The organism is Micromonospora sp. SD12, from assembly GCF_052068495.1.
In the GTDB taxonomy this organism is placed as follows: Bacteria; Actinomycetota; Actinomycetes; order Mycobacteriales; family Micromonosporaceae; genus Micromonospora; species Micromonospora echinofusca.
Window position 1 is genome coordinate 102,101 of sequence record NZ_JBQHDF010000012.1, and the last position, 25,129, is coordinate 127,229.

2 protein-coding genes are annotated in these 25,129 nt (G+C 75.9%); both read right to left on the reverse strand.

The window, feature by feature from the left end; genetic code table 11:
• Positions 1–12: 12 nt before the first annotated feature.
• A complete protein-coding gene (locus ACTMS2_RS21485; RefSeq protein ID WP_441176994.1) occupies positions 13–10,956 on the reverse strand; it encodes an SDR family NAD(P)-dependent oxidoreductase in 10,944 nt (3,647 codons plus the stop codon).
• Between the two features lie 47 nt (positions 10,957–11,003).
• Positions 11,004–25,127, reverse strand: coding sequence for a type I polyketide synthase (locus ACTMS2_RS21490; protein ID WP_441176995.1), 14,124 nt, complete (start codon positions 25,125–25,127; stop codon positions 11,004–11,006).
• Positions 25,128–25,129 lie beyond the last annotated feature (2 nt).

The window sequence follows — 25,129 nt, forward strand, 5'->3', positions numbered from 1 at the left end:
AGGTTGGTCATCTCAGGAGATTCCAAACTCTTTGCTGATGAAGTCGAAGATCTCGTCGTCGCTGGCCGAGTCGAGGTCGGGCCGGTCCGGCTCGGCGGCGGGCCCGGCCGCCAGGTCGGACGCCTTGGCGAGCAGGTCCTGCATGCGGGCGGTGAACCGGGCCCGGGCCGCCGGGTCGAGCGGGATGCTGTTGAGCAGGCTCTCCACCGTGTCGATGCCCTGGAAGAGCGGTTGCGTGGAGGGCGCCGCGTCGGCGGCGATCTCGCTGGTCAGCTTCTCGGCGAGCGCCGTCGGCGTCGGGTAGTCGAAGACCAGCGTCGCCGGCAGCCGCAGCCCGGACAGGCCGTTGAGCCGGTTGCGCAGGTCGACGGCGGTGAGCGAGTCGAAGCCCAGGTCGGTGAAGAGCCGGTTCGGGTCGACGGCGTCGGCGCCGGCGTGGCCGAGGACGGCGGCGATGTTCGCCCGTACCACGTCGAGCACCACCTTGAGCCGCTCCGGGCCGGCCAGGCCGGCGAGTCGCTGGCTGAGCTGCACCCCGCCGGAGCGGGCGCCGGTGGCGTCGACGGAGCGCCGCAGCGGCACCCGGACCAGGGCCCGGAGCATGGGCGCGAGGGTGCCGGCCTCCGCCTGCCCGCGCAGCGTCCCGACGTCCAGGCGCATCGGTACGACGGCCGCCGCGTCGAGCCGCCACGCGGCGTCGAAGAGGTTCAGCGCCTGCTCGGTGGCGAGACCGGCGGCGCCCTGCTCGGCCATCCGCCGCACGTCGTCGTCGCCGAGGTGGCCGGTCATGCCGCTGGCCTGCTCCCACAGGCCCCACGCGAGCGAGATGCCGGCGAGCCCACGGGCCCGGCGGTGCGCCGCGAGGGCGTCGAGGAAGGCGTTCGACGCCGCGTAGTTGGACTGGCCCGCGCTGCCCAGGGTGGCCGCCGCCGAGGAGAACAGGACGAAGGCCGCGAGGTCCGCGTCGGCCGTGAGGCGGTGCAGGTGCCACGCCGCGTCGATCTTGGGTACGGCGACCGCGTCCACCCGCTCGGGGGTCATCGACTCCAGCACGCCGTCGTCGAGGACGCCGGCGGCGTGCACCACGGCGGTGAGCGGGTGCGCGGCGGGCACCCCGGCCAGCAGCGCCGACAGGGCGTCGGGGTCGGCGGCGTCGCAGGCCGCGACGGTCACCTCCGTACCGGCGCCGGCGAGTTCGGTGACCAGGTCGTCGATCCCCTCGGCCGCCGCGCCGCGCCGCCCGGCCAGCAGCAGGTGCCGTACGCCGTGGGTGGTGGCGAGGTGGCGGGCCAGGATGCGGCCCAGCACGCCCGTCCCGCCGGTGATCAGCACGGTGCCGTCCGGGTCGATGCCGCCCGGCAGCGGCTCCACCCCGGCCGGGACCCGCCCGAGCCGTGGCGTGCGGACCTGCCCGGCTCGCACGGCGAGCTGCGGCTCGCCGGAGGCGACGGCGGCGGCCAGCGCGGCGGCGCTGTCCGGGGTGTCGTCGAGGTCGACGAGCTGGCACCGGCCCGGGTGTTCGAGCTGCGCGGTGCGCAGCAGACCCCAGACCGGAGCCTGGCGAAGGTTGACCGTCTGCTGCTCGCCCGCCGCGACCGCGTCGCGGGTGACCAGCACCAGCCGCGAGTCGGCGAACCGGTCGTCGGCGAGCCAGGTCCGCAACGCGGCGAGGGTACGGTGCGTGGTGGCCCGCGCCTGCCCGGCCAACGCCGGGTCCGTCGGGTCCCCGACGTCGCCGACGGGGACGATCACCGCCTCGGGCGCCGGCTCACCCCCGGCGAGCAGGTCGCCCAGCGAGTCGAGGCCGACGTCGGTACGCACCCGGGCGCCGGCCGCCTCGCAGGCGGCGCTGAGGGCCAGGTCGTCGCCGAGCGCCACCCAGCGGGTGGCCGCCGGTACGGGGCCGGTGGGCACTGGCAGCACCGGCCAGTCCACCTGGAACAGCGACTCGTGCCGGCCGGAGCGGGCCGCGCCGAGCGAGTCGCCGGAGACCCGGCGCATGATCAGCGAGTCGACGTGCAGCACCGGGGCGCCGGTGGCGTCGGCCACCTGGAAGGAGACGCCGACCTCGCCGGCCGCCGCGACGCGGACGCGCAGGGCGGTGGCCCCGGCGGCGAGCAGCGAGACCCCGGTCCAGGCGAACGGCAGGCGGGGCACGCTGGCGTCGGCGCCGTCGCCCATCCGGCCGAGGAAGCCGCCGATCGACATGGCCTGCAACGCGCCGTCCAGCAGCGCCGGGTGCACGCCGAAGCGGCCGGCCTCGGCGTGGTGGTCGGCGGGCAGCTCGACCTCGGCGAAGACCTCGTCGTCGCGGGTCCACGCGGCGCGCAGGCCGCGGAAGGCCGGGCCGTACCCGAAGACGGTGGCCTCGATGCCGGAGTAGAAGTCGTCGGCCTCGACGCGCGTCGCGCCGGGCGGCGGCCACACCCCCAGGTCGAAGGCGGGTGCGGCGTCGGCCGGCTGCGGGCCGAGCAGACCGGTGGCGTGGCAGGTCCAGGCGACGTCGGCCAGGATCTCGTCGGAGCCGTCCCGGTAGGGCCGGGAGTAGAGCTGGACGCTGCGCCGCCCGTCGTCGTCCCGGTCGCCGACCATCAGCTGCACCTGGAGCGCGCCGAGTTCGGGCAGGACGAGCGGGGCGAGCAGGGTCAGCTCCTCCACCGTCGGGCAGCCGGCCTGCTCGCCGGCGTACGTGGCCAGCTCGACGAAGGCGGTGCCGGGCAGCAGGATGTTGTCCATCACCCGGTGCTCGCCGAGCCACGGGTGGGTACGCACCGACAGCCGCCCGGTGAAGACCATCCGCTCGCTGTCGGGGAAGGTCAGCGTGGCGCTGAGCAGCGGGTGTCCGGCGTCCTGGAGGCCGGCGGAGCTGACGTCCTGCGCCCGGTGGACCGGCGGCTCGACCCAGTACCGCTGGTGGTCGAAGGCGTACGTGGGCAGCGCCACGGCGTCGGTCCGGGTCAGCACGGCCGTCAGGTCGACGGGCAGGCCGATCGCGTGGGCGGTGGCGAGGTTCGTCAGCAGCCGCGTCGCGTCGTCGTCACCACGCCGCAGGCTACCCAGCTTGTGCCCGGTGGCGCCCGCGTCGTCGAGGATCGCCGTCACCGGCATCGTCAACACCGGATGCGGGGAGATCTCCACGAACGTCGTGTGCCCGGCGGCGATCGCAACGCGGACAGCCGCGTCGAACTGCACCGTCTGCCGCAGGTTCTCGTACCAGTAGTCCGCCGTCATCGAGGACGGGTCCACCCAGTCACCGGTCAACGTCGAGACGAGCCGGGTGTGACCGGCCTGGGGGGTCACATCGGCCAGGTCAGCGCGCAACTGCTCCGCGACGTCCTGCACGGCCGCCGAGTGCGACGCGTAGTCCACCGGGATCAACCGCGCCCGCACCCCGTCGGCCTGACACGCCTCCACCAGATCCGCGACCGGCTGCGGCGGACCCGACACCACCACCGTCGACGGGCCGTTCACCGCCGCCACCCCGACACCCGGGAACGCCGACAGCCGCCCGGCCACCGCCTCGGCCGACAGGTCCACCGACGCCATCGTCCCCGTGCCCCGCAGCACGGTCAGCGCCCGCGAGCGCAGGGCCACGGCCTTCGCCGCGTCCTCGATGCTCAGGATCCCGGCCACACACGCCGCGCCGATCTCGCCCTGCGAGTGACCGACCACCGCAGCCGGAGTCACACCCGCGTGCTGCCACACCGCGGCGAGGGCCATGCCCACGGCCCACAGCACCGGCTGCACGACCTCGACCCGATCGAGCCACGACTCGTCGTCGCCGGTCAACACCGACACGAGGTCGACATCGAGGTACGGGGCCAGAGCCCGCTGGCACTCCGCCAGGCGCGCGTCGAACACCGGCGTACGACCGACCAGACCGGCCGCCATCCGCGCCGACTGCGCACCCTGACCCGGGAACACGAACACCGCACCCGCGCCATGCGACGAAGCCGCCGCCGCGACGACGTTGCCGGCCGGCGACCCGGACGCCAGCGCGTCCAGCCCCGCCAGCAACTCCTCCGCGCTCGAACCGATCACGGCGGCGCGATGGTCGAACGTCGACCGGGTGGCCGCGAGGGACCAGCCCACCGCCGCCGCGTCCACCTCGCCGTGCTCGCGCACGTACTCCGCCAGGCGGGCCGCCTGGCCGGTCAGGGCGCCCTTCGACCGTCCCGACAGCGGCCAGGCCACGACGTCGGAGGCCACGAGCCCGGGGCCCTGCTCGGCGGGGGCCACGGCCTGCGGCTCGTCTGCCTGCTCGATGATCACGTGGGCGTTGGTGCCGGAGATGCCGAACGACGACACCGCCGCCCGACGCGGCCGGTCCACGGCCGGCCAGGGCCGCGACTCCGTGGCCAGTTCGACCGCGCCGGAGGTCCAGTCGATGTGCGGGGACGGCTCGTCCACGTGCAGCGTCGCCGGGACGAGGCCGTGCCGGATGGCCTGCACCATCTTGATCACGCCGGCCACACCGGCGGCGGCCTGGGCGTGGCCGATGTTCGACTTGATCGAGCCGAGCAGCAGGGGCCGGTCGGCGGGCCGCTCCCGCCCGTACGTGGCGAGCAGGGCCTGCGCCTCGATCGGGTCGCCCAGCGTCGTGCCGGTGCCGTGCGCCTCGACCACGTCCACGTCGGCGGTGGTCAGGCGGGCCGACGCGAGGGCCTGCCGGATCACCCGCTGCTGCGAGGGGCCGTTCGGGGCGGTCAGGCCGTTGGAGGCGCCGTCCTGGTTGATCGCGGAGCCGCGCACCACCGCGTACACGGTGCGGCCCTGCCGGCGGGCGTCGGAGAGCCGCTGCACGAGCAGCATGCCGACGCCCTCGGACCAGCCGGTGCCGTCGGCGGACGCGGCGAAGGACTTGCACCGGCCGTCGGCCGCAAGGCCGCGCTGCCGGGAGAACTCGACGAACGCGGTCGGGGTGGCCATCACCATGACGCCGCCGGCGAGGGCCATGTCGCACTCGCCGCGCCGCAGCGCCTGACCGGCCCAGTGCAGCGCGACCAGCGACGACGAGCAGGCGGTGTCCAGCGACACCGCCGGCCCCTCCAGCCCGAACGTGTACGCCACCCGCCCGGAGATGACGCTGCTGGTCATCCCGGTCAGCATGTAGCCCTCGGCGGCCTCCGGCGAGTACGCGAGCAGCGAGCCGTAGTCCTGGCCGCTGGTGCCGACGAAGACGCCGGTGCTGCTGCCCCGTACGTCGGTCGGGTCGATGCCGGCGGACTCGAAGGACTCCCAGGTGGTCTCCAGCAGCAGCCGCTGCTGCGGGTCCATGGCCAGGGCCTCGCGGGGCGAGATGCCGAAGAAGCCGGGGTCGAACTTGTCCACGCCGCTGAGGAAGCCGCCGCCGCGGGCGTAGAAGGTGCCGGGGGCGTCGGGGTCGGGGCTGTAGAGGCTGTCGAGGTCCCAGCCCCGGTCGGTCGGCAGGTCGCTGATCGCGTCGACGCCGTCGACCACCAGCCGCCACAGGTCGTCGGGCGACCACACGCCGCCGGGCAGCCGGCAGGCCATGCCGATGATCGCGAGGGGCTCGTCGTCGCCGACCGGCACGGCGGTCGTCGTGGGTCGCACGGGGACCGGGGTGCCGGCGATCTCCGTACCCAGGAAGGCCGCCAGGTCGTGCGGGGTCGGGTAGTCGAAGACGAGGGTGGCCGGCAGCCGCATCCCGAAGGCGTTGTTGAGCCGGTTGCGCATCTCGACGGCGGTGAGCGAGTCGAAGCCGAACTCGCTGAACGCCCGGCGCGGCTCGATGGCCGCCGGGTCGGGGTAGCCGAGCACGGCGGCGGCCTGGCCCCGGACGATCTCGACCAGCGCGGCGGCCCGCTCGGCGTCGCCGAGCCCGGCGAGCTGCTGCACGAGCGACGCGCCGGTGGTGGCCGCGGCGGCGCGGGCGGGCATGCGGATCAGCGCCCGGTACAGCGGCGGGATGCTCCCGCCGGCGAACTGCACCTTCATCGCGGCGAGGTCCAGCCGGGCCGGGACGAGCGCGGCGTCGGTGGTGCGGCAGGCCGCGTCGAAGAGGGCGAGCCCCTCCTCGGCCTCCATCGCGGCGACGCCGGAGCGGGAGATCCGGTTGAGGTGGACGTCGTCCAGCTCGGTGGTCATGCCGCTGCGGTCGGCCCAGAGGCCCCAGGCGAGGGTGAGGGCGGCGAGGCCGCGCGCCTTGCGGTGCTGGGCCAGCCCGTCGAGGAACGCGTTGGCGGCGGCGTAGTTGCCCTGGCCCGGGCCGCCGGCGGTGGCGGCGAGCGAGGAGTACGAGACGAACGCCTTCAGGCCGAGGTCGGCGGTCAGCTCGTGCAGGTGCCACGCGGCGTCGACCTTGGGCCGCAGCACGCCGTCCATCCGCTCGGGGGTGAGCGAGGAGATGACGCCGTCGTCGCGGACGCCGGCGGCGTGGATGACGGCGGTGAGGGGGTGCTCCGCCGGGATGCCGGCCAGCAGTTCGGCCACGGCGGCGCGGTCGGCGACGTCGCAGGCGGCGACGGTGACGCTCACGCCGAGCGCCTCCAACTCGGCGCAGAGCTCCGCGACGCCCCCGGCGGCGCGGCCGCGCCGGCTGGTGAGGATCAGGTGTCGGACGCCGTACGTGTCCACGAGGTGCCGGCTCATGAGCTGGCCGAGGGTGCCGGTGGCGCCGGTGATCAGGACGGTGCCGTCGGAGTCGAACGGGGCGGCCGGCGGCTCGCTCGGGGCGGGTACCCGGGTGAGCCGGGCGCCGGCGGCGACGCCCGCGCGGATCACGACCTGCGGCTCGTCGGTGGCGACGGCCGGGACGAGCGCGGCGGCGCAGCCGGCGATGTCGTCGACGTCGACCAGCACGAACCGGTCGGGGTTCTCCGACTGGGCGGAGCGGAGCAGGCCGATCACGGCGGCGCCGGCCAGGTCGGTCAGGTCGGTGTCCCATTCGGTGGCGACCGCGCCTGAGGTCAGCACCACCAGCCGGGAGGCCGTGTAGCGGTCGTCGGCGAGGAACTGCTGGAGCACGGCGAGCGCGCGGTGGGTCACCTCGGCGACGGCCCGGGGCACGTCCGCCGACGTGGGCGGGTCGAGGAACGGCACGACGAGCACGCCGGGTGCGTCCGTCCCGTCGTCCATGGCCGTGGCCAGGGCGGTCAGGTCGGCGTACGCCGTCACGGCCGTGCCGGTGGCGGCGACCGCGTCGGTGAGCGCCGCCGCGTCACCGAGCACCGCCCAGTCGACGGTGGCCGGGCCGGCGGGCAGCGCGAGCGGCGCCCACTCGACCCGGAACAGCGACTCGGTGCCGCCGCCGGAGGCGGTGCGGAGCTGGTCGGCGGAGACCGGCCGCAGGACGAGGGAGCCGACGGAGATGACCGGCGCGCCGGTGACGTCGGTGAGCAGCAGCGAGATGCTGTCGGGGCCGGTGTGCGACACCCGGACGCGGGCCGCCGCGGCGCCGGCGCCGTGCAGGGCGACGTCGTTCCAGGAGAACGGCAGCCGGCCGTACCCCGGGGGCATGTCGGCCCCGGAGGGCTCACCGGCCGGCGTGGTCAGGCCGAGGGTGTGCAGCGCGGCGTCGAGCAGGGCCGGGTGCAGGCCGTACCCGCCGGCTTCGGCGGCGGGGGCCTCGGGCAGCGCCAGCTCGGCGAAGAGGTCGTCGCCGCGCCGCCACGCGGAGCGCAGGGCGATGAACGACGGGCCGTAGTCGTAGCCCTGGGCGGCGAGGTTGAGGTACAGGTCGTCGGTGCCGACCTCGGTCGCGCCGGGCGGCGGCCAGGTGGTCAGGTCGGACCAGCCGACCGGGCCGCTCGGGGCGGCAGGGCCGCTGGCCAGCACGCCGCTGGCGTTGCGGGTCCAGGCCCGCTCGCCCTCGGTCGGCTCGCCGTCCTGGGCGGAGTGCAGCGACACGGACCGGCAGCCGGTCTCGTCCGCCGGGCCGATCCAGAGCTGGATGTCGACGCCCCCGGTCTCCGGCAGGATCAGCGGCGACTCCAGGGTGAGTTCGCGGACGTGGTCCGCGCCGACGTGTGCGCCCGCCTGGAGGGCGAGTTCCACGAAGCCCGTGCCGGGCAGCAGCACGGTGTCGAAGACGACGTGGTCGGAGATCCACGGGTGGGTACGCCGGGCCAGCCGTCCGGTGAACAGGAAGCCCTCGGCGTGCGCGACGCCGACGGCGGCCCCGAGCAGGGGGTGTTGCGCGGGCCGCAGGCCGAACGCGGTGACGTCGCCGGTCCACCCGGCGCCCGCCTCGGGCCAGTAGCGCTGGTGCTGGAAGGCGTACGTGGGCAGGTCCACCCGCCGGGCGCCGGTGTCGGCGAACCACGGCTGCCAGTCGACGGCCACCCCGTGCGCGTGCAGCTCGGCCAGCCCGGCCAGCAGCCCGTGCACGGCGGGCCGGTCCTTGCGCTGCACGGCGACGGCCAGCACGCCGTCGTCACCGGGCAGGATGTCCGCCGCCATCGCGGTCAGTACGCTCTGCGGCCCGACCTCCAGGAACGTGTCCGCCCCGGCGGCGCGCAGCGCGGCGACCCCGTCGGCGAAGCGGACGGCCTGCCGGACGTGGCGCACCCAGTAGTCGGCGGTGCGGATCTCGTCGGCGTCGGCGAGCGCGCCGGTCACGTTCGACACGATCGGCAGCGTCGGCGCGGCGAACGTCAGCCCGTCGAGGACGGCCCGGAAGTCGGCGAGCATCGGCTCCATCAGCGGGCTGTGGAACGCGTGGCTGACCGTGAGCCGGCGGGTGCGCGCGCCCCGGTCCTTCCAGAGCCGCTCCACTTCGTCCAGCACGTCCACGGCACCCGAGACGACCACCGAGGTCGGCCCGTTCACCGCCGCGATCCCCACGTCGACCAGCCCGTCGAGCGTGGCGAGGACGTCGGCCTCGGCCGCCGCGACGGCCAGCATCCCACCGCCGGTGGGCAGCGCCTGCATCAGCCGGCCCCGCGCCGCGACCAGCGCCGCCGCGTCCGCCAGGGACAGCACCCCCGCCACGTGCGCGGCGGTGACCTCGCCGATGGAGTGGCCGCCCACGAAGTCCGGTGTGATCCCGAAGGACTCCACGAGGCGGAACAGCGCCACCTCGACGGCGAACAGCCCGGCCTGGGTGAACGCGGTCTGGTCCAGCAGCTCCGCCTCGGCGGAACCCTCGGGAGCGAACAGCACCTCCTTCAGCGGGCGCGGCAGCAGCGCGTCCAGGTACACGCACACCTCGTCGAGCGCGGCGGCGAAGACCGGGAACTCGGCGTACAGCTCCCGGCCCATGCCGGCGCGCTGCGCGCCCTGGCCGGAGAAGAGCACCGCCAGCGATCCCCGGCCGCCGGCCTGGCCCGTGACGACCGCGCCGGACGGCTCCCCGGCGGCGAGGGCGCGCAGCCCGGCCAGCAGGTCGTCGCGGCCGGTCGCGGAGACCACGGCCCGGTGGTCCAGGGTGGAGCGGGAGGTGACCGACGAGAACGCCACGTCCAGGGGGCGCAGGGTGTCGTCGGCGGCGATCCGGGCGGCCCAGCGGCCCGCCTGCGCGGCGAGGCCGGCGGCGTCCCGGGCCGACACCGGCACCGGCACGACCGGCCGCTCGACCACCGGCGCGGCGGCCGACGCGGGCTGCTGCGGTGCCGGGGCCTGCTCCAGGATGGTGTGCGCGTTGGTGCCGGACACCCCGAACGAGGAGACCGCCGAACGGCGCGGCCGGTCCACCGCCGGCCACGGCGTCGCCTCGGTCACCAGCGAGACCTCGCCGGCCGACCAGTCGACCTCGGGGGTCGGCTCGTCGACGTGCAGGGTGGGCGGTACGAGTCCGTGCCGCATCGCCATGACCATCTTGATGACGCCGGCGACCCCGGCGGCGGCCTGCGCGTGGCCGATGTTCGACTTGACCGAGCCGAGCAGCAGCGGCGCCGAGTTGCCCCGGTCCTGCCCGTACGTGGCCAGCAGCGCCTGCGCCTCGATCGGGTCGCCGAGCCGGGTGCCGGTGCCGTGCGCCTCCACGACGTCCACGCCACCGGCGGCGAGGCCGGCGTTGGCCAGCGCCTGCTGGATCACCCGCTGCTGCGACGGCCCGTTCGGGGCGCTCAGGCCGTTGGAGGCACCGTCCTGGTTCACCGCGCTGCCCCGCACCACGGCGAGGATGGGGTGGCCGTTGCGCTGCGCGTCCGACAGCCGTTCCAGCACCAGGACGCCGACGCCCTCGGACCAGCCGGTCCCGTCGGCGGCGGCGGCGAACGCCTTGCACCGGCCGTCGGCGGCCAGGCCGCGCTGCCGGGAGAACTCGACGAAGGCGGCCGGGGTGCACATGGCGGTGACCCCGGCGACGATGGCCAGGGTGCACTCCCGCTGCCGCAGCGCCTGGCCCGCGAGGTGCAGGGCGACCAGGGAGGACGAGCAGGCGGTGTCGATGGTGACGGCCGGCCCCTCCAGCCCGAAGGTGTAGGCGATGCGGCCGGAGACCACGCTGCCGGCGTTGCCGGTCATCAGGTGCCCCTCGAGGCCCTGCGCGGCGCCCATCAGCACGGTGCCGTAGTCCTGGCCGGTGCTGCCGGCGAAGACGCCGGTGCGGCTGCCGCGCAGCGAGTGCGGGTCGATGCCGGCCCGCTCCAGGGCCTCCCACGAGGTCTCCAGCAGCCAGCGCTGCTGCGGGTCCATCGCCAGCGCCTCCCGGGGGGAGATCGCGAAGAAGCCCGGGTCGAAGTCGGCCAGGTCGTGGACGAAGCCGCCCTGCCGCGTGTACGACGTACCGCTCTGCTCGGGGTCGCTGTCGTAGAGCGACCCGAGGTCCCAGCCGCGGTCCTCCGGGAAGTCGGAGACCACGTCCCGACCGGACGCGACCACCTCCCACAGGTCCTCGGGCGACCGCACGCCGCCGGGGAAGCGGCAGCTCATGGAGACGATGGCGACCGGTTCCTGTTCACCGGCCTCCACCTCGCGCAGGCGCTGGCGCACCTGGTGCAGGTCAGCGGTGACCCGCTTGAGGTAGTCGAGAAGCTTCGCCTCGTCAGCCATGGACCGCGCACTCCTTGTGTTGACCCGTCGTCGCAGCAGCGATCACGTCAGGACATCCCCAGCTCGCGGTCGATGAAGTCGAAGACCTCGTCCGGCGTCGCGTCCTGGAGCTTCTCGGCGACGGTGTCGCCGTCCGCCGGCGCGTCGGCCTCGTTGAGGGAGGCCAGCAGCGCCCGCAGCCGCTCGGTGATCCGAATTCGGGCGCTGCGGTCCGGCGCCGAGCCGGAGAGCGCCGCTTCCAACCTGTCCAGCTCACCGAAGACCGGCGCGACCCCGACCACCCCGCCGTCGACGATCGCGGCCCGCACGTACTCGGCCAGCCCGGCGGCGGTCGGGTAGTCGAACACCACCGTGGCGGGCAGCCGGACGCCGGTCGCCGCGGTGAGCCGGTTGCGCAGCTCCACGGCGGTCAGCGAGTCGAACCCGAGTTCGCGGAACGCCCGGTCCGGCTCCACGGCGTCCATCGAGGCGTGCCCGAGCACCGCGGCGGCCTGCCCGCGTACCAGTTCCAGCAGGGTCTTGCGCCGTTCGGCGTCGGTCTGCCCGGCGAGCAGGGCGGCCAGGGACTCCGCGGAGACGCCGGTGTCCTCGGCCCGCTCGGCGACGGCCCGGCGCGCCTCGGCGACGCCCGCGATGAGCGGGCTGGGCCGCACGGCGACGAACCCGGGCACGTAGCGGGCCCAGTCGATGCCGGCCACCATCGTCGCCGGCTCGCCCCGCGCGACGCACTGCGCGAGCGCCGTGAGCGCGGGCGCGGTGTCGAGGCGGGCCACGCCGGTGCGCCGGCGGCGCTCCTCGACGGCCTGGTCGGTGGCGGCCATCCCGCCGGCCGACCAGGGACCCCAGGCGACCGAGGTCGCCGGCAGGCCCTGGCGGTGCCGCTGCTCGGCGAGGGCGTCGAGGTAGGCGTTGGCGGCGGCGTAGCTGCCCTGGCCGGCGGCGCCGAGCTGGCCGGCCATCGCGGAGAACAGCACGAACGCGCGCAGTTCCCGCCCGACGGTCAGCTCGTGCAGGTGCAGGGCGCCCAGCACCTTGGGGCGCAGGACGGTGGCGAGGCGGTCGGCGGTGAGCCCGTCGAGCACCCCGTCCTCGAGGACGCCGGCCGCGTGCACGACGCTGGTCAGCGGCGCGTCGGCGGGTACCTCGTCGAGCAGCTTGGCCAGCGCCGCCCGGTCGGCGACGTCGCAGGCCCCGACGGTCACCCGGGTGCCCGCCCCGGTCAGCTCGCGGACGAGTTCGGCGGTGCCGGGGGCGTCCGCGCCGCGGCGGCTGACGAGCATCAGGTGCTCGGCGCCCCGGGCGGCCAGCCAGCGGGCCACCTCCGCGCCGAGCGCGCCGGTGCCGCCGGTGACCAGGGTCGTGCCCGGGTAGCCGGCCTCGTCGGTGGGCGCCTCGCCGCCGGGGGCCCGCACCAGCCGGCGTACCAGGATGGTGGCGCCGTCGATCGCGAGCTGGTCCTCGCCGTCGAGGCCGGCGAGGGCGGCGCAGAGCAGGTCCCAGCCGTGGTCGTCCAGGGTGGCCGGTACGTCGACCAGACCGCCCCACCGCTCGGGGTGTTCGAGGGCCACGACCCGGCCGAGGCCCCAGAGCAGCGACTGCTCCGGTCGGCCGGGCGCCGAGCCCCGGGTGGTGCCGGCGGCGCCGCGGGTGACGCACCACAGCGGCGCGGCGACGTCGAGGTCGCCGAGCGCCTGGATCAGCGCGAGCGACCGGGCGAGGAACGGCGGCACCGGCTGGGTGTCGTCGACCGCGCCGTCGGCGAGGGCGAGCAGCGACAGCACCCCGTCCACCGGGGCCGGCCCGCCGTCGGCGGTGCGGGTGGCGCCGGTCAGGTGCGCGACGAGGGCGGCGCGGTCGGTCAGGTTCTCCGGCAGGGACACCAGCCGGACGTCGGCGCCCCGGCGGGTCAGCTCGGCGACGGCGGCCTCGCCCTCCTCCGGGCGCCGCTCGTCGGCGATCACCCACCAGGCGCCGGGGAGGAAGCTGACGGGCGTCCCGGTGTACGGCTGCCAGACGCTGCGGTACCGCAGGTCGTCGAGGCTGGACCGGTTGCGCTGCTGCCGCCGCCAGGAGGCGAGCACGGGCAGGGCCGCGCCCAGCCGTTCCAGGGACTCCGTGGCGTCCTGCTCGGTGAGTTCCGCGAGCGCGGCCAGGTCCTCGCGTTCCACGGCCGCCCAGAACGCCGAGTCGACGCCGCTCGGGGTCTCCTCGGTGTCGCCCTGCCCGGTCGCCGCGGTCGGCCAGAAGCGACTGCGGTCGAAGGCGTACGTGGGCAGCGCCACGATGTCGGTCTCGGCGAGGACCGTCGTCAGGTCGACGGGCAGGCCGATCGCATGCGCGGTGGCGAGGTTGGTCAGCAGCCGCGTCGCGTCGTCGTCACCACGCCGCAGGCTGCCCAGGGTGTGCCCGCTCGCCCCGGCGTCGTCGAGGATCGCCGTCACCGGCATCGTCAATACCGGATGCGGGGAGATCTCCACGAACGTGGTGTGCCCGGCGGCGACAGCGACGCGCACGGCCGCGTCGAACTGCACGGTCTGCCGCAGGTTGTCGTACCAGTACCCGGCGGTCATCGAGGACGGGTCCACCCAGTCCCCGGTCAGCGTCGAGACGAGCCGGGTGTGCCCCTGCCGAGGGCTCACGTCCGCCAGATCGGCGCGCAACTGCTCGGCGACGTCCTGCACGGCCGCCGAGTGCGACGCGTAGTCCACCGGGATCAACCGCGCCCGCACTCCCTCGGCCTGGCACGCCTCCACCAGGTCGGCGACCGGCTGCGGCGGGCCGGAGACCACGACCGTGGACGGGCCGTTGACCGCCGCGACACCCACGCCGGGGAACTCCCCGAGCCGCTCATTGACCGCCTCGGCGGAGAGGTCGACCGACGCCATGGTGCCGGTGCCCCGCAGCACCGTCAGCGCCCGCGACCGCAACGCCACCGCCTTCGCCGCGTCCTCCAGGCTCAGGATCCCGGCCACGCAGGCCGCGCCGATCTCACCCTGCGAGTGACCGACCACCGCAGCCGGGGTGACCCCGGCGTGCTGCCACACCGCGGCGAGAGCCATGCCGACGGCCCACAGCACCGGCTGCACGACCTCGACCCGCGCCAGCCACGACTCGTCCTCACCCGTGAGGACCGCAACGAGGTCCACGTCCAGGTACGGGGCCAGGGCCCGCTGGCACTCCGCCAGACGCGCGTCGAACACCGGCGTACGACCCACCAGGCCGGCCGCCATCCGCGCCGACTGCGCACCCTGACCCGGGAACACGAACACCGCACCGGTCCCGGCGGCCGTACCCGTGACGAGGTTTCCCGCCGGCGCGCCGGCGGACAGGGCGTCGAGCCCCGCCAGCAGCTCGGCCACCCCGGCGCCGACGACGGCGGCCCGGTGGTCGAACGTCGACCGGGTGGCGGCGAGGGACCAGCCCACCGCCGCCGTATCGATGTCGGCGTGCGCGCGGACGTGGTGGGCCAGGCGGGCGGCCTGACCGGCCAGGGCGCCCTTCGACCGCCCGGACACCGTCCAGACGACGACGTCGGAGGCCACGAGTCCCGGGCTGCGGCTCTCGGCGGCCTCGGGTTCCGCGCTCTCGGCGGGCCGGTCCTCGGGCAGTTCGATGATGACGTGGGCGTTGGTGCCGGAGATGCCGAACGACGACACCGCCGCCCGGCGCGCCCGGTCCACGGCCGGCCAGGGCCGCGACTCCGTGGCCAGTTCCACCGCGCCGGAGGTCCAGTCGATGTGCGGGGACGGCTCGTCCACGTGCAGCGTCGCCGGGACCACGCCCTCGCGCATCGCCAGCACCATCTTGATCACGCCGGCGACGCCGGCGGCGGCCTGGGTGTGGCCGATGTTCGACTTCACCGAGCCGAGCAGCAGCGGCTCGTCGCGCTCCTGCCCGTACGTCGCCAGCAGGGCCTGGGCCTCGATCGGGTCACCCAGCGTCGTGCCGGTGCCGTGCGCCTCGACCACGTCCACGTCGGCCGTGGAGAGCCGCGCCGACGCGAGGGCCTGCCGGATCACCCGCTGCTGCGACGGGCCGTTCGGCGCGGTCAGCCCGTTGGAGGCGCCGTCCTGGTTGACGGCGCTGCCCCGCACGATCGCCAGCACCTCGTGGCCGTTGCGCCGCGCGTCCGAGAGCCGCTCGACGAGCAGCATGCCGACGCCCTCGCCCCAGCCGGTGCCGTCGGCTCCCGCGGCGAACGCCTTGCACCGGCCGTCGGCCGCCAGGCCCCGCTGCCGGGAGAACTCCACGAACAGCCCGGGGGTCGCCATCACGGTCACGCCGCCGGCGAGGGCGAGGTCGCACTCGCCGCGCCGCAGCGACTGCACCGCCAGGTGCAACGCCACCAACGACGACGAACACGCCGTGTCCACCGACACCGCCGGCCCCTCCAACCCCAACGCGTACGCCACCCGACCCGACACCACACTGGCGGCGTTCCCGGTGGCCCCGAACCCTTCGGCCTGCTCCCCCGCAGCCATCAGCAGGGCCCCATAGTCCTGACCATTCGTGCCCACGAACACCCCTGTTCGCGAACCCCGAAGGACCCCAGGCTCAACCCCTGCCCGCTCGACCGCCTCCCACGAAACCTCGAGCAGCAACCGCTGCTGCGGATCCATGGCCAACGCCTCGCGGGGGGAAATCCCGAAGAAACCGGCATCAAACTCCGCCGCCTCGTAGAGGAAGGCGCCACTGCGGACGTAGGAGGTGCCGGTGGAATAGGGGTCGGGGTCGTAGAGGCGCTCGACGTCCCAACCCCGATCGCCCGGGAGGTCGGACACGGCGTCGCGGCCGGCGTGCAGCATCTGCCAGAACCGCTCGGGGTCGTTGGCCCCGCCGGGGAAGCGGCAGGACATGGCGACGATGGCCACCGGCTCGTCGTCGCCGAGCGCCACCGGGGCGGTCTCGACGGCCACGGCGGCCTCACCGCCCAGTTCCTCGTGCAGGTGCCGGGCGAGCGCGGTCGGCGACGGGTAGTCGAAGACCAGGGTCACGGGCAGCCGCAGCGAGGTGGCGGTGGCGAGCCGGTTGCGCAGCTCCACCGCGGTCACCGAGTCGAAGCCGAGGTCGCGGAACGCGTGGTGCGGGTCGACGGCCTGGCCGTCGGCGTACTTCAGGACGGTGGCCGCCTGGTCGCGGACCAGGTCGAGCAGCGCCTGCTGACGCTCGGCGGCGCTCATCCGGGTGAACGCGCCGGCCGGGCCGGCCTCGTCGGTCTCCTTCGTCTCGGCGAGGCCCTTGGTGGCCTGCAACCGCTGCGCCTCGGGGATCTCCGAGATCAGCGGCCCGGGCCGGGTGGCGGTGAACGCGACGAAGAACCGGTCCCAGGCGATGTTGGAGATGGTCAGGAACGTCTCGTCGTGCTCGACGGCCTGGTGCAGGGCCGCGACGGCGAGCCGCGGGGGCATCTCGGGCGCGCCGTGGCGGTGCAGCATCCGGCCGAACTCGCCGTCGGCCATGCCGCCGCCGCCCCACGCGCCCCAGCCGATGGAGGTGGCGGGCAGGCCGAGGGCACGGCGGTGCTCGGCGAGGGCGTTGAGGAACGCGTTGCCGGGGGCGTAGTTGCCCACGCCGGAGCTGCCGACGGTGCCGGCCATCGAGGAGAACAGGATGAACGCGTCGAGGTCCAGCTCGCGGGTCAGCTCGTGCAGGTTCAGCGCGGCGGTGACCTTCGCGCTGAGCGCGTAGTCGACCTGCTCCAGGGTCAGCGAGTTGATCACCGAGTCGTCGAGGACGGCGGCGGTGTGCACGACGGTGGTCAGCGGGTGCTCGGGCGGCAGGTCGGCCAGGACGGCGGCGAGCGCCGACCGGTCGGCGGCGTCGCAGGCCGCGACGGTCACCCGGGCGCCCAGTGCGACCAGCTCGGCCTCGAGGTCGGCGATGCCGTCGGCCTGCCGGCCGCGCCGGCTGACCAGCACCAGGTGGGCGGCGCCGTTGGCGGCGAGCCAGCGGGCCATGTGTCCGCCGAGCGCGCCGGTGCCGCCGGTGACCAGGGCGGTGCCGGAGGGCCGCCAGGTGCGCGGGGCGGGGGTGGCGCCGAGCGGGGCGTGCAGCAGTCGCCGGCCGAAGGCGCCGGCCCACCGCAACGCGACCTGGTCCTCCCCGTCGGCACCGGCGAGGACGCGGGCCAGCCGGCGGCCGGCGGCGTCGTCGAGCTCGTCGGGGAGGTCCACGAGGCCGCCCCACCGGTCGGGGTGCTCGAGGGCGGCGACCCGGCCGAAGCCCCAGGTGAGCTGCTGGAGCGGGTGCGGCAGCGGGTCGGCCGGGCCGGTGGCGACGGCGCCCCGGGTGAGGCACCACAGCGGCGCGCGGACGCCGGCGTCGCCGAGCGCCTGCACGAGGGTGACCGTGCCGGCGAAGCCGACCGGCACCGACGGGTGCGCCGGGGCGGGCGTCTCGTCGAGCGGCAGCAGCGACACGATCCCGGCGGGGCGGGAGCCACCGTCGGCGAGGTCGCGCAGCCGGGCGGCGAGCGCCGCGCGGTCCGTGCGGTCGGCGTCCAGCGCCAGCGGTACGACGGTGCCGCCGTGCCGCCGCACGGCCTCGGCGCAGAAGGCGGCCTCGGCCGCGCCGGTGTCGTCGGGGCCGGTGAGCAGCCACCAGGTGCCGGTGACGGCGGGCTCGCCGGCGGCGTCGGGGACGACGGGCGTCCAGCTGTCCCGGTACCGCCACGAGTCCACGGTGGCCTGGTCGCGGTGCCGGCGGCGCCAGGCGGCGAGGACGGGCAGCACGTCGGCGAACGCGGCGTCCGGCACGGGCTCCGCATCGGTCGTGGCGGTGAGTTCGGCGGTGAGCGCGGCCAGGTCCTCCGCCTCCACGGCCGCCCAGAACCGGGCGTCGACCTCGTCGTCGGCCACGGGCGCGGTGCCGCTGCCGGCGGCCGGGGCGGGCGCGGCGGACGGCTGCGGCCAGTACAGCTGCCGCTGGAACGGGTACGTGGGCAGGTCGAGGCGACGTCCGGCGAGGCCGGTGAAGGCGGGCCGCCAGTCCACCGGCGTACCTCCGGTCCAGACCTCGGCCAGGGCGCGCAGGAAGCGGCCGAGGCCGCCCTCGCCCCGGCGGAGGCTGCCGGTGACGGTGACCGCGTCCGGTTCGGCGGCGGCCAGCTCGACGCTCTCCTGCACGGCCATGGTCAGCACCGGGTGCGCGCTGACCTCGACGAAGGTCTGGTAGCCGGCCGCGACGAGGCTGCGCACCGCCTCGTCGAAGCGGACGGTCTGCCGCAGGTTGCGGTACCAGTAGTCGGCGTCGAGGGCGGCGGTGTCGAGCCAGTCGCCCTCCACGGTGGAGCGGAACCGGACCTCGCCGGTGCGGGGCCGCAGCCCGGCGAGCAGTTCCAGGAGCTGCTCGCGCAGCTGCTCGACGTGGGCGGAGTGGGAGGCGTAGTCCACGGGGACGCGGCGCACCCGCACCTCGCGGGACTCGTAGTGGGCGACCAGCTCGTCGAGGGCGGCGCTGTCGCCGGAGACCACGACGGAGGTGGGTCCGTTGACGGCGGCCAGGGCGACCCGGCCGGCCCAGCGGGTGATCGTGCCGGTGGCCTCGTCGGCGGTGGTGGCGACCGAGACCATGCCGCCGTCCCCGGCGATACCGGCGATGATCCGGCTGCGCAGCGCGACCACGGCCGCCGCGTCGTCCAGGGTGAGGCCGCCGGCGACGTACGCGGCGGCGATCTCGCCCTGGGAGTGGCCGACGACGGCGGAGGGGCGCACCCCGAACGACTCCCAGAGCGCGGCGAGCGAGACGCTGACCGCGAACAGGGTGGGCTGCACGACGTCGACCCGCTCCAACGACGGGGCGTCCGGCGCGCCGCGCACCACGTCGGTCGGCGACCAGTCGACGTACGGGCGCAGCGCCTCGGCGCAGGCGGCGAACTTCTCGGCGAAGACCGGGGCGGTGTCGAGCAGTTCGGCCGCCATCCCGACCCACTGGGAGCCCTGGCCCGGGAAGACGAAGGCGACCTCGCCCGGGGTGCCGGGGACGCGGGTGACGGTCTGCGGGCTGGGCCGGCCGGCGGCGAGCGCGTCGAGGGACGCGGTCAGTTCGTCGCGGTCGGCGGCGAAGACGACGGCCCGGTGGTCGTGGGCGGCGCGGGTGGCGGCCAGCGACCAGCCGACGGCGGTGAGGTTGTCGTCGTCGACGGTGTCGAGGTGGTCGAGCAGGTCCCGGGTGCGGGCGGTGAGGGCGTCGACGGTGCGCCCGGAGAGCACCCAGGGCAGCTCCCCGGTCGGCCCGCCGACCACCGGCTCGGACTCCGGCTCGTCGGCGGGGGCCTGTTCGAGGATGGTGTGCACGTTGGTGCCGCTGATGCCGAACGAGGAGACGGCGGCGCGGCGTACGCCGTCGGTCGGCTCCCACGGGCGGGCGGAGGTGAGCAGTTCGACGCTGCCGGCGCTCCAGTCGACGTGTGGGGTGGGCTCGTCCACGTGCAGGGTGGGCGGCAGCACCCCGTGCCGCATGGCCAGGACCATCTTCATCACCCCGGCGACGCCGGCGGCGGCCTGGGTGTGCCCGATGTTCGACTTGATCGAGCCGAGCCAGAGCGGCCGGTCGGCGGGACGGTCCTGCCCGTACGTGGCGATGAGCGCCTGCGCCTCGATGGGGTCGCCGAGGGTGGTGCCGGTGCCGTGTGCCTCGACGGCGTCCACCTGGTCGGCGGTGAGTCCGGCGTTGGCGAGGGCCTGGCGGATCACCCGCTGCTGGGCGGGGCCGTTGGGGGCGGTGAGGCCGTTGGAGGCGCCGTCCTGGTTGACGGCGCTGCCGCGCAGCACGGCGAGGACCGGGTTGCCGTCGCGGCGGGCGTCGGAGAGGCGCTGGAGCACCAGCAGGCCGACGCCCTCGCCCCAGCCGGTGCCGTCGGCCGCCCCGGCGAACGGCTTGCACCGGCCGTCGGCGGCGAGGCCGCGCTGGCGGGAGAAGCCGACGAAGATGCCGGGGGTGGCCATCACGGTGGCGCCGCCGGCCAGGGCGAGGTCGCACTCGCCCGTCTGGAGGGCCTGCGCGGCCAGGTGCATGGCGACCAGCGACGACGAGCAGGCGGTGTCGACGGTGACCGCCGGGCCGTGCAGCCCGAAGGTGTACGCCAGCCGGCCGGAGATGACGCTGGCGGAGGTGCCGGTGGCGAGGTAGTTCTCGTCGACGTCCCCGGCGGCCATCAGCAGCGAGCCGTAGTCCTGGCCGTTGGTGCCGACGTACACGCCGGTGCGGCTGCCGCGCAGCGCGGTCGGGTCGATCCGGGCCCGCTCGAACGCCTCCCAGGTGGCCTCCAGCAGCAGCCGCTGCTGCGGGTCCATGGCGAGGGCCTCGCGGGGGCTGATGCCGAAGAAGGCCGGGTCGAACTCGCCGGCCCCGGCGACGAAGCCGCCCTCCCGGACGTAGCTGGTGCCGAGGTGCTCGGGGTCGGGGTGGTACAGCTCGGCGAGATTCCAGCCGCGCTCGCCGGGCATCAGGCTCATCGCGTCGGTGCCGGTGGCGACGAGGTCCCAGAGCTGCTCGGGCGAGGTGACGCCGCCGGGGAAGCGGCAGCTCATCGCGACGATGGCGATCGGCTCGCGGTCGCGGCCGGTGCCGTCGGCGACCACCTCGCCGGTGGTGTGCCCGGCGGTGAGGCCGTGCAGGTGGGCGGCGAGTTCGGCGACCGTGGGGTGGTCGAAGACCAGCGTGGCGGGCAGGGTCATGCCGGTCTCGGCGGTGAGCCGGTTGCGCAGCTCGACGGCGGTGAGCGAGTCGAAGCCGAGGTCGCGGAAGGTGCGCTCGGGCAGCGGCTGCCCGGCCGGGTAGCCGAGCACGACGGCGGCCTGGGTGCGCACGAGGTCGGCGAGCTGCGGCAGGGACCGGCCGACCACCACGGCGCGGGCGGGGCCGGTGGGCACGGCGGGCACCCCGGGCAGGGCGGCGATCAGTGGCGTCGGGCGGCCCCAGGAGGCGGCGAGGCGTCCCCAGTCGACGTCGGCGACGGTGACCGCCGGCTCGGTGGTGTTGACCAGCCGGCCGAGGGCGGTGACGGCCTCGGCGACGGGGAGCGCGTCGACGCCGCCCCGGGCGAGCCGGGCGGTCAGCGCGGCGGCCATGCCGTCCTCGGCCCAGGCGCCCCAGGCGATGGCGGTGCCGGGCAGACCCTGGTCGCGTCGCCAGGCCGCGAACGCGTCGAGGTACGCGTTGGCCGCCGCGTAGTTGCCCTGTCCGGCGCTGCCGATGACCCCGGCGAGGGAGGAGAAGAGCACGAACGCGTCGAGGTCGCGGTGGGCGGTGGCCTCGTGCAGCACCTGGGCGGCGCGGACCTTGCCGTCGAGGACGGTCTGCATCCGGCCCAGGTCGAGCCCGTCGAGGACGCCGTCGTCGACCACGCCGGCGGTGTGCACGACGGCGGTCAGCTCCGGCAGAGCGGCGACCAACGCGTCGACGGCCGCCCGGTCGGTGACGTCGCACGCCACCACCCGTACCGCGCCGAGCTCGTCGACCAGCTCGGCCGCGCCCGGCGCCGCCGGGCCCCGCCGCGAGGCCAGCACCACCTCGGCCGCCCCGTTGGCCAGCAGCCAACGGGCCACGTGCCGGCCCAGGGCACCCGTACCACCGGTCACCAGCACCGTCCCGGCGGGCCGCCAACCCGCGCCGGCCGGCGGCGCGGCCGGCACCAGCCGCCGGCCGAAGACGCCCTGCGGGCGGATCGCCACCTGGTCGTGGCCGGCGTCGGCGAGGACGGCGAGCAGCGCGTCGGCGGCGGTGCGGTCGGCGCGGGCGGGCAGGTCGATCAGGCCGCCCCAGCGGTCGGGCTGTTCGAGGGCGACGACCCGGCCCAGGCCCCAGGCCAGGGCGGACCAGGGGTCGGCGAGGGTCTCGCCGGCCCCGACGCGGACGGCGCCCCGGGTGAGGCACCAGAGCCGGCCGGGCAGGCCGGCGTCGGCGAGCGCCTGGGTGAGGGTGAGCAGCAGCGCGGCGCCGCCGGAGACGGCCGGGGCGTCCGGCAGCGCCCGGTCGGTCGCGGGGAGCACGCAGAGCACCCCCGTCCAGCCCTGGTCGCCGTGGCCGCGCAGCAGCCCGGTCAGCTCGGCGCGGGCGACGCCGGGGGCGACGGTGAGGGTGTCGACGTGGGCGCCGGCGCCGGTCAGCGTGCCGGCCACCCCGGCGTCGTCGGTGTCGGCGGTGACGACCAGCCAGCGGCCGGTCAGCGCCGGCACGGCGGCGGGGCGTACCGGCTCCCAGTCGACCCGGTACGTCCAGCCGTCCACCACGGCGTCGCGGTGCCGCGCCCGCCGCCACGACGACAGCACGGGTACGGCGGGGGCGAGGGCCTCGACCGCCGCGGGGTCGTCCTGCACGGCCAGGTGGGCGGCGACCCCGGTCAGGTCCCCGCGCTCCACGGCAGCCCAGAAGTCCCCCTCGGCACTGTCGCCCGGCGCGGCGGTCGCGGCGGTGCCGCCGACCTCCGGCCAGTAGCGCTGGTGCTGGAAGGCGTACGTGGGCAGATCCACCCGCCGGGCGCCGGTGTCGGCGAACCACGGCTGCCAGTCGACGGCCACCCCGTGCACGTGCAGCTCGCCCAGCCCGGCCAGCAGCCCCTGCGCCTCGGGCCGGTCCCCGCGCTGCGCCGGCACGGCGAGCACGCCGTCCCCGCCCGGCAGGACGTCGCCGACCATGGCGGTCAGTACGCTGCGCGGCCCGATCTCCAGGAACGTGTCCGCCCCGGCGGCACGCAACGCGGCGACCCCGTCGGCGAAGCGGACGGCCTCGCGGACGTGACGCACCCAGTAGTCGGCCGTACGGATCTCGTCGGCGTCGGCCAGCGCACCGGTCACGTTCGACACCACCGGCAGCGACGGCGCGGAGAACTCCAGCCGGTCGAGCACCGCGCGGAACCGGGCGAGCATCGGCTCCATCAGCGGGCTGTGGAACGCGTGGCTGACCGCCAGGCGGCGCGTACGCACGCCCCGCTCCCGCCAGACCCGCTCCACCTCGTCGAGCGCGTCGACGGCACCGGAGACCACCACCGCCGTCGGCCCGTTGACCGCCGCGATCCCCACGTCGGCCAGCCCGTCCAGCGTGACCAGCACGTCCGCCTCGGCAGCCGCGACGGCCAGCATCCCGCCGCCCGAGGGCAGCGCCTGCATCAGCCGGCCCCGCGCCGCCACCAGCGCACAGGCGTGCTCCAGCGACAGCACCCCGGCCACGTACGCGGCCGTGACCTCGCCGATCGAGTGGCCGGCGACCAGGTCGGGGGCGATGCCGAAGGACTCGACGAGGCGGAACAGCGCCACCTCGACGGCGAACAGGCCGGCCTGCGTGAACACCGTCCGGTCAAGCAGCTCGGCGTCGGCCGAGCCCTCGGCGGCGAAGAGCACCTCGCGCAGGGGGCGCGGCAGGGCCCGGTCCAGGTAACCGCACACCTCGTCGAGGGCGGCGGCGAAGACGGGGAACTCGGCGTACAGCTCGCGGCCCATGCCGGCGCGCTGCGCGCCCTGGCCGGAGAAGAGCACCGCGAGCTGGCCGCGCGGCGCCCCGGCGCCGATGACGACGGTGCCGGCCGGTTCCCCGGCGGCGAGGGCGCGCAGCGCCGCGAACAGGTCGTCGCGGCCGGTCGCCGACACCACGGCGCGGCGGTCCAGGATGGAGCGCGAGGCGACCGACGAGAAGGCCACGTCGAGCGGGCGGAGGGTCTCGTCGGCGGCGAACCGGGCGGCCCAGCGGCCGGCCTGCGCGGCGAGCGCGGCGTCGGAGCGGGCGGAGAGCAGCACGGGGGCCACCGTGCGGGCCACCGGCGCGGTCGGCTCCGCCTCGGCCTCGACCTCGGCCGGTGCCTGCTCGATGATGGTGTGCGCGTTGGTGCCGGAGACGCCGAACGACGACACCGCGGCCCGGCGCGGCCGGTCCACGGCGGGCCAGGGCGTCGCGGCGGTGGCGAGGGTGACCGCCCCGGCGGTCCAGTCGATGTGCGGGGACGGCTCGTCGACGTGCAGGGTGGGCGGCACGACGCCGTGCCGCATCGCCATCACCATCTTGATCACGCCGGCCACGCCGGCGGCGGCCTGGGTGTGCCCGATGTTCGACTTGACCGACCCGAGCAGCAGCGGCGCGGCATCGTCGCGGTCCTGCCCGTACGTGGCCAGCAGCGCCTGCGCCTCGATCGGGTCGCCGAGCCGGGTGCCCGTGCCGTGCGCCTCCACCACGTCGACCTGCTCGGGCGTGAGCCGGGCGTTGCCCAGGGCCTGACGGATGACGCGCACCTGGGAGGGGCCGTGCGGGGCGCTGAGCCCGTTGGACGCGCCGTCCTGGTTCACCGCGCTGCCCCGCACCACCGCGAGCACCGGGTACCCGTGCCGCTGCGCGTCGGAGAGCCGGGTGAGCAGCAGCATGCCGATGCCCTCGGACCACGAGGTGCCGTCCGCGCCGGCGGCGAACGCCTTGCACCGGCCGTCGGCGGCAAGGCCGCGTTGCCGGCTGAAGCCGACGAAGACCGCCGGGGTGGGCATCACCGTCACGCCGCCGGCCAGCGCCAGCTCGCAGTCGCCGTTGCGCAGGGCCTGCGCGGCCAGGTGGATGGCGACCAGCGAGGACGAGCAGGCGGTGTCGACGGTGACCGCCGGCCCCTCCAGCCCGAGGGTGTACGCGACGCGGCCGGAGATGACGCTGGTGGCGTTGCCGGTGAGCAGGTGCCCCTCGCCGTTCTCGGCCTGCGCCATCATGCCGTCGTAGCCGTGCGACGACGCCCCGACGAAGACGCCGGTGCGGCTGCCCCGTACCGCCGGCAGCGGCAGGCCGGCCCGCTCGAACGCCTCCCAGGAGGTCTCCAGCAGCAGCCGCTGCTGCGGGTCCATGGCGACGGCCTCGCGGGGCGAGATACCGAACAGGTCGGCGTCGAAGTCGGCGGCGGCGTAGACGAAGCCGCCCTCGCGCACGTAGCTGGTGCCCGGGTGGTCGGGGTCGGGGTGGAAGAGGTTCTCCAGGTCCCAGCCCCGGTCGGCGGGGAACGGCCCGATCCCGTCGCCGCCGTCGTGCACGAGCTGCCACAGCGCCTCGGGACTGTCGACCCCGCCCGGGTAGCGGCAGCTCATCGCGACGATGGCGATGGGCTCGGAGTCCCGGGCCTCCAGCTCGCGCAGCCGCCGCCGGGTACGCCGCAGCTCCGAGGTCGTACGCTTCAGGTACTCGACGTACTTCTCGTCCTCGTTGCTCACCG

Bases quoted from the DNA above. Each gene is read 5' to 3' on its own strand.
- ACTMS2_RS21485 (WP_441176994.1), bottom strand. From the start codon at position 10,956: ATGGCTGACGAGGCGAAGCTTCTCGACTACCTCAAGCGGGTCACCGCT.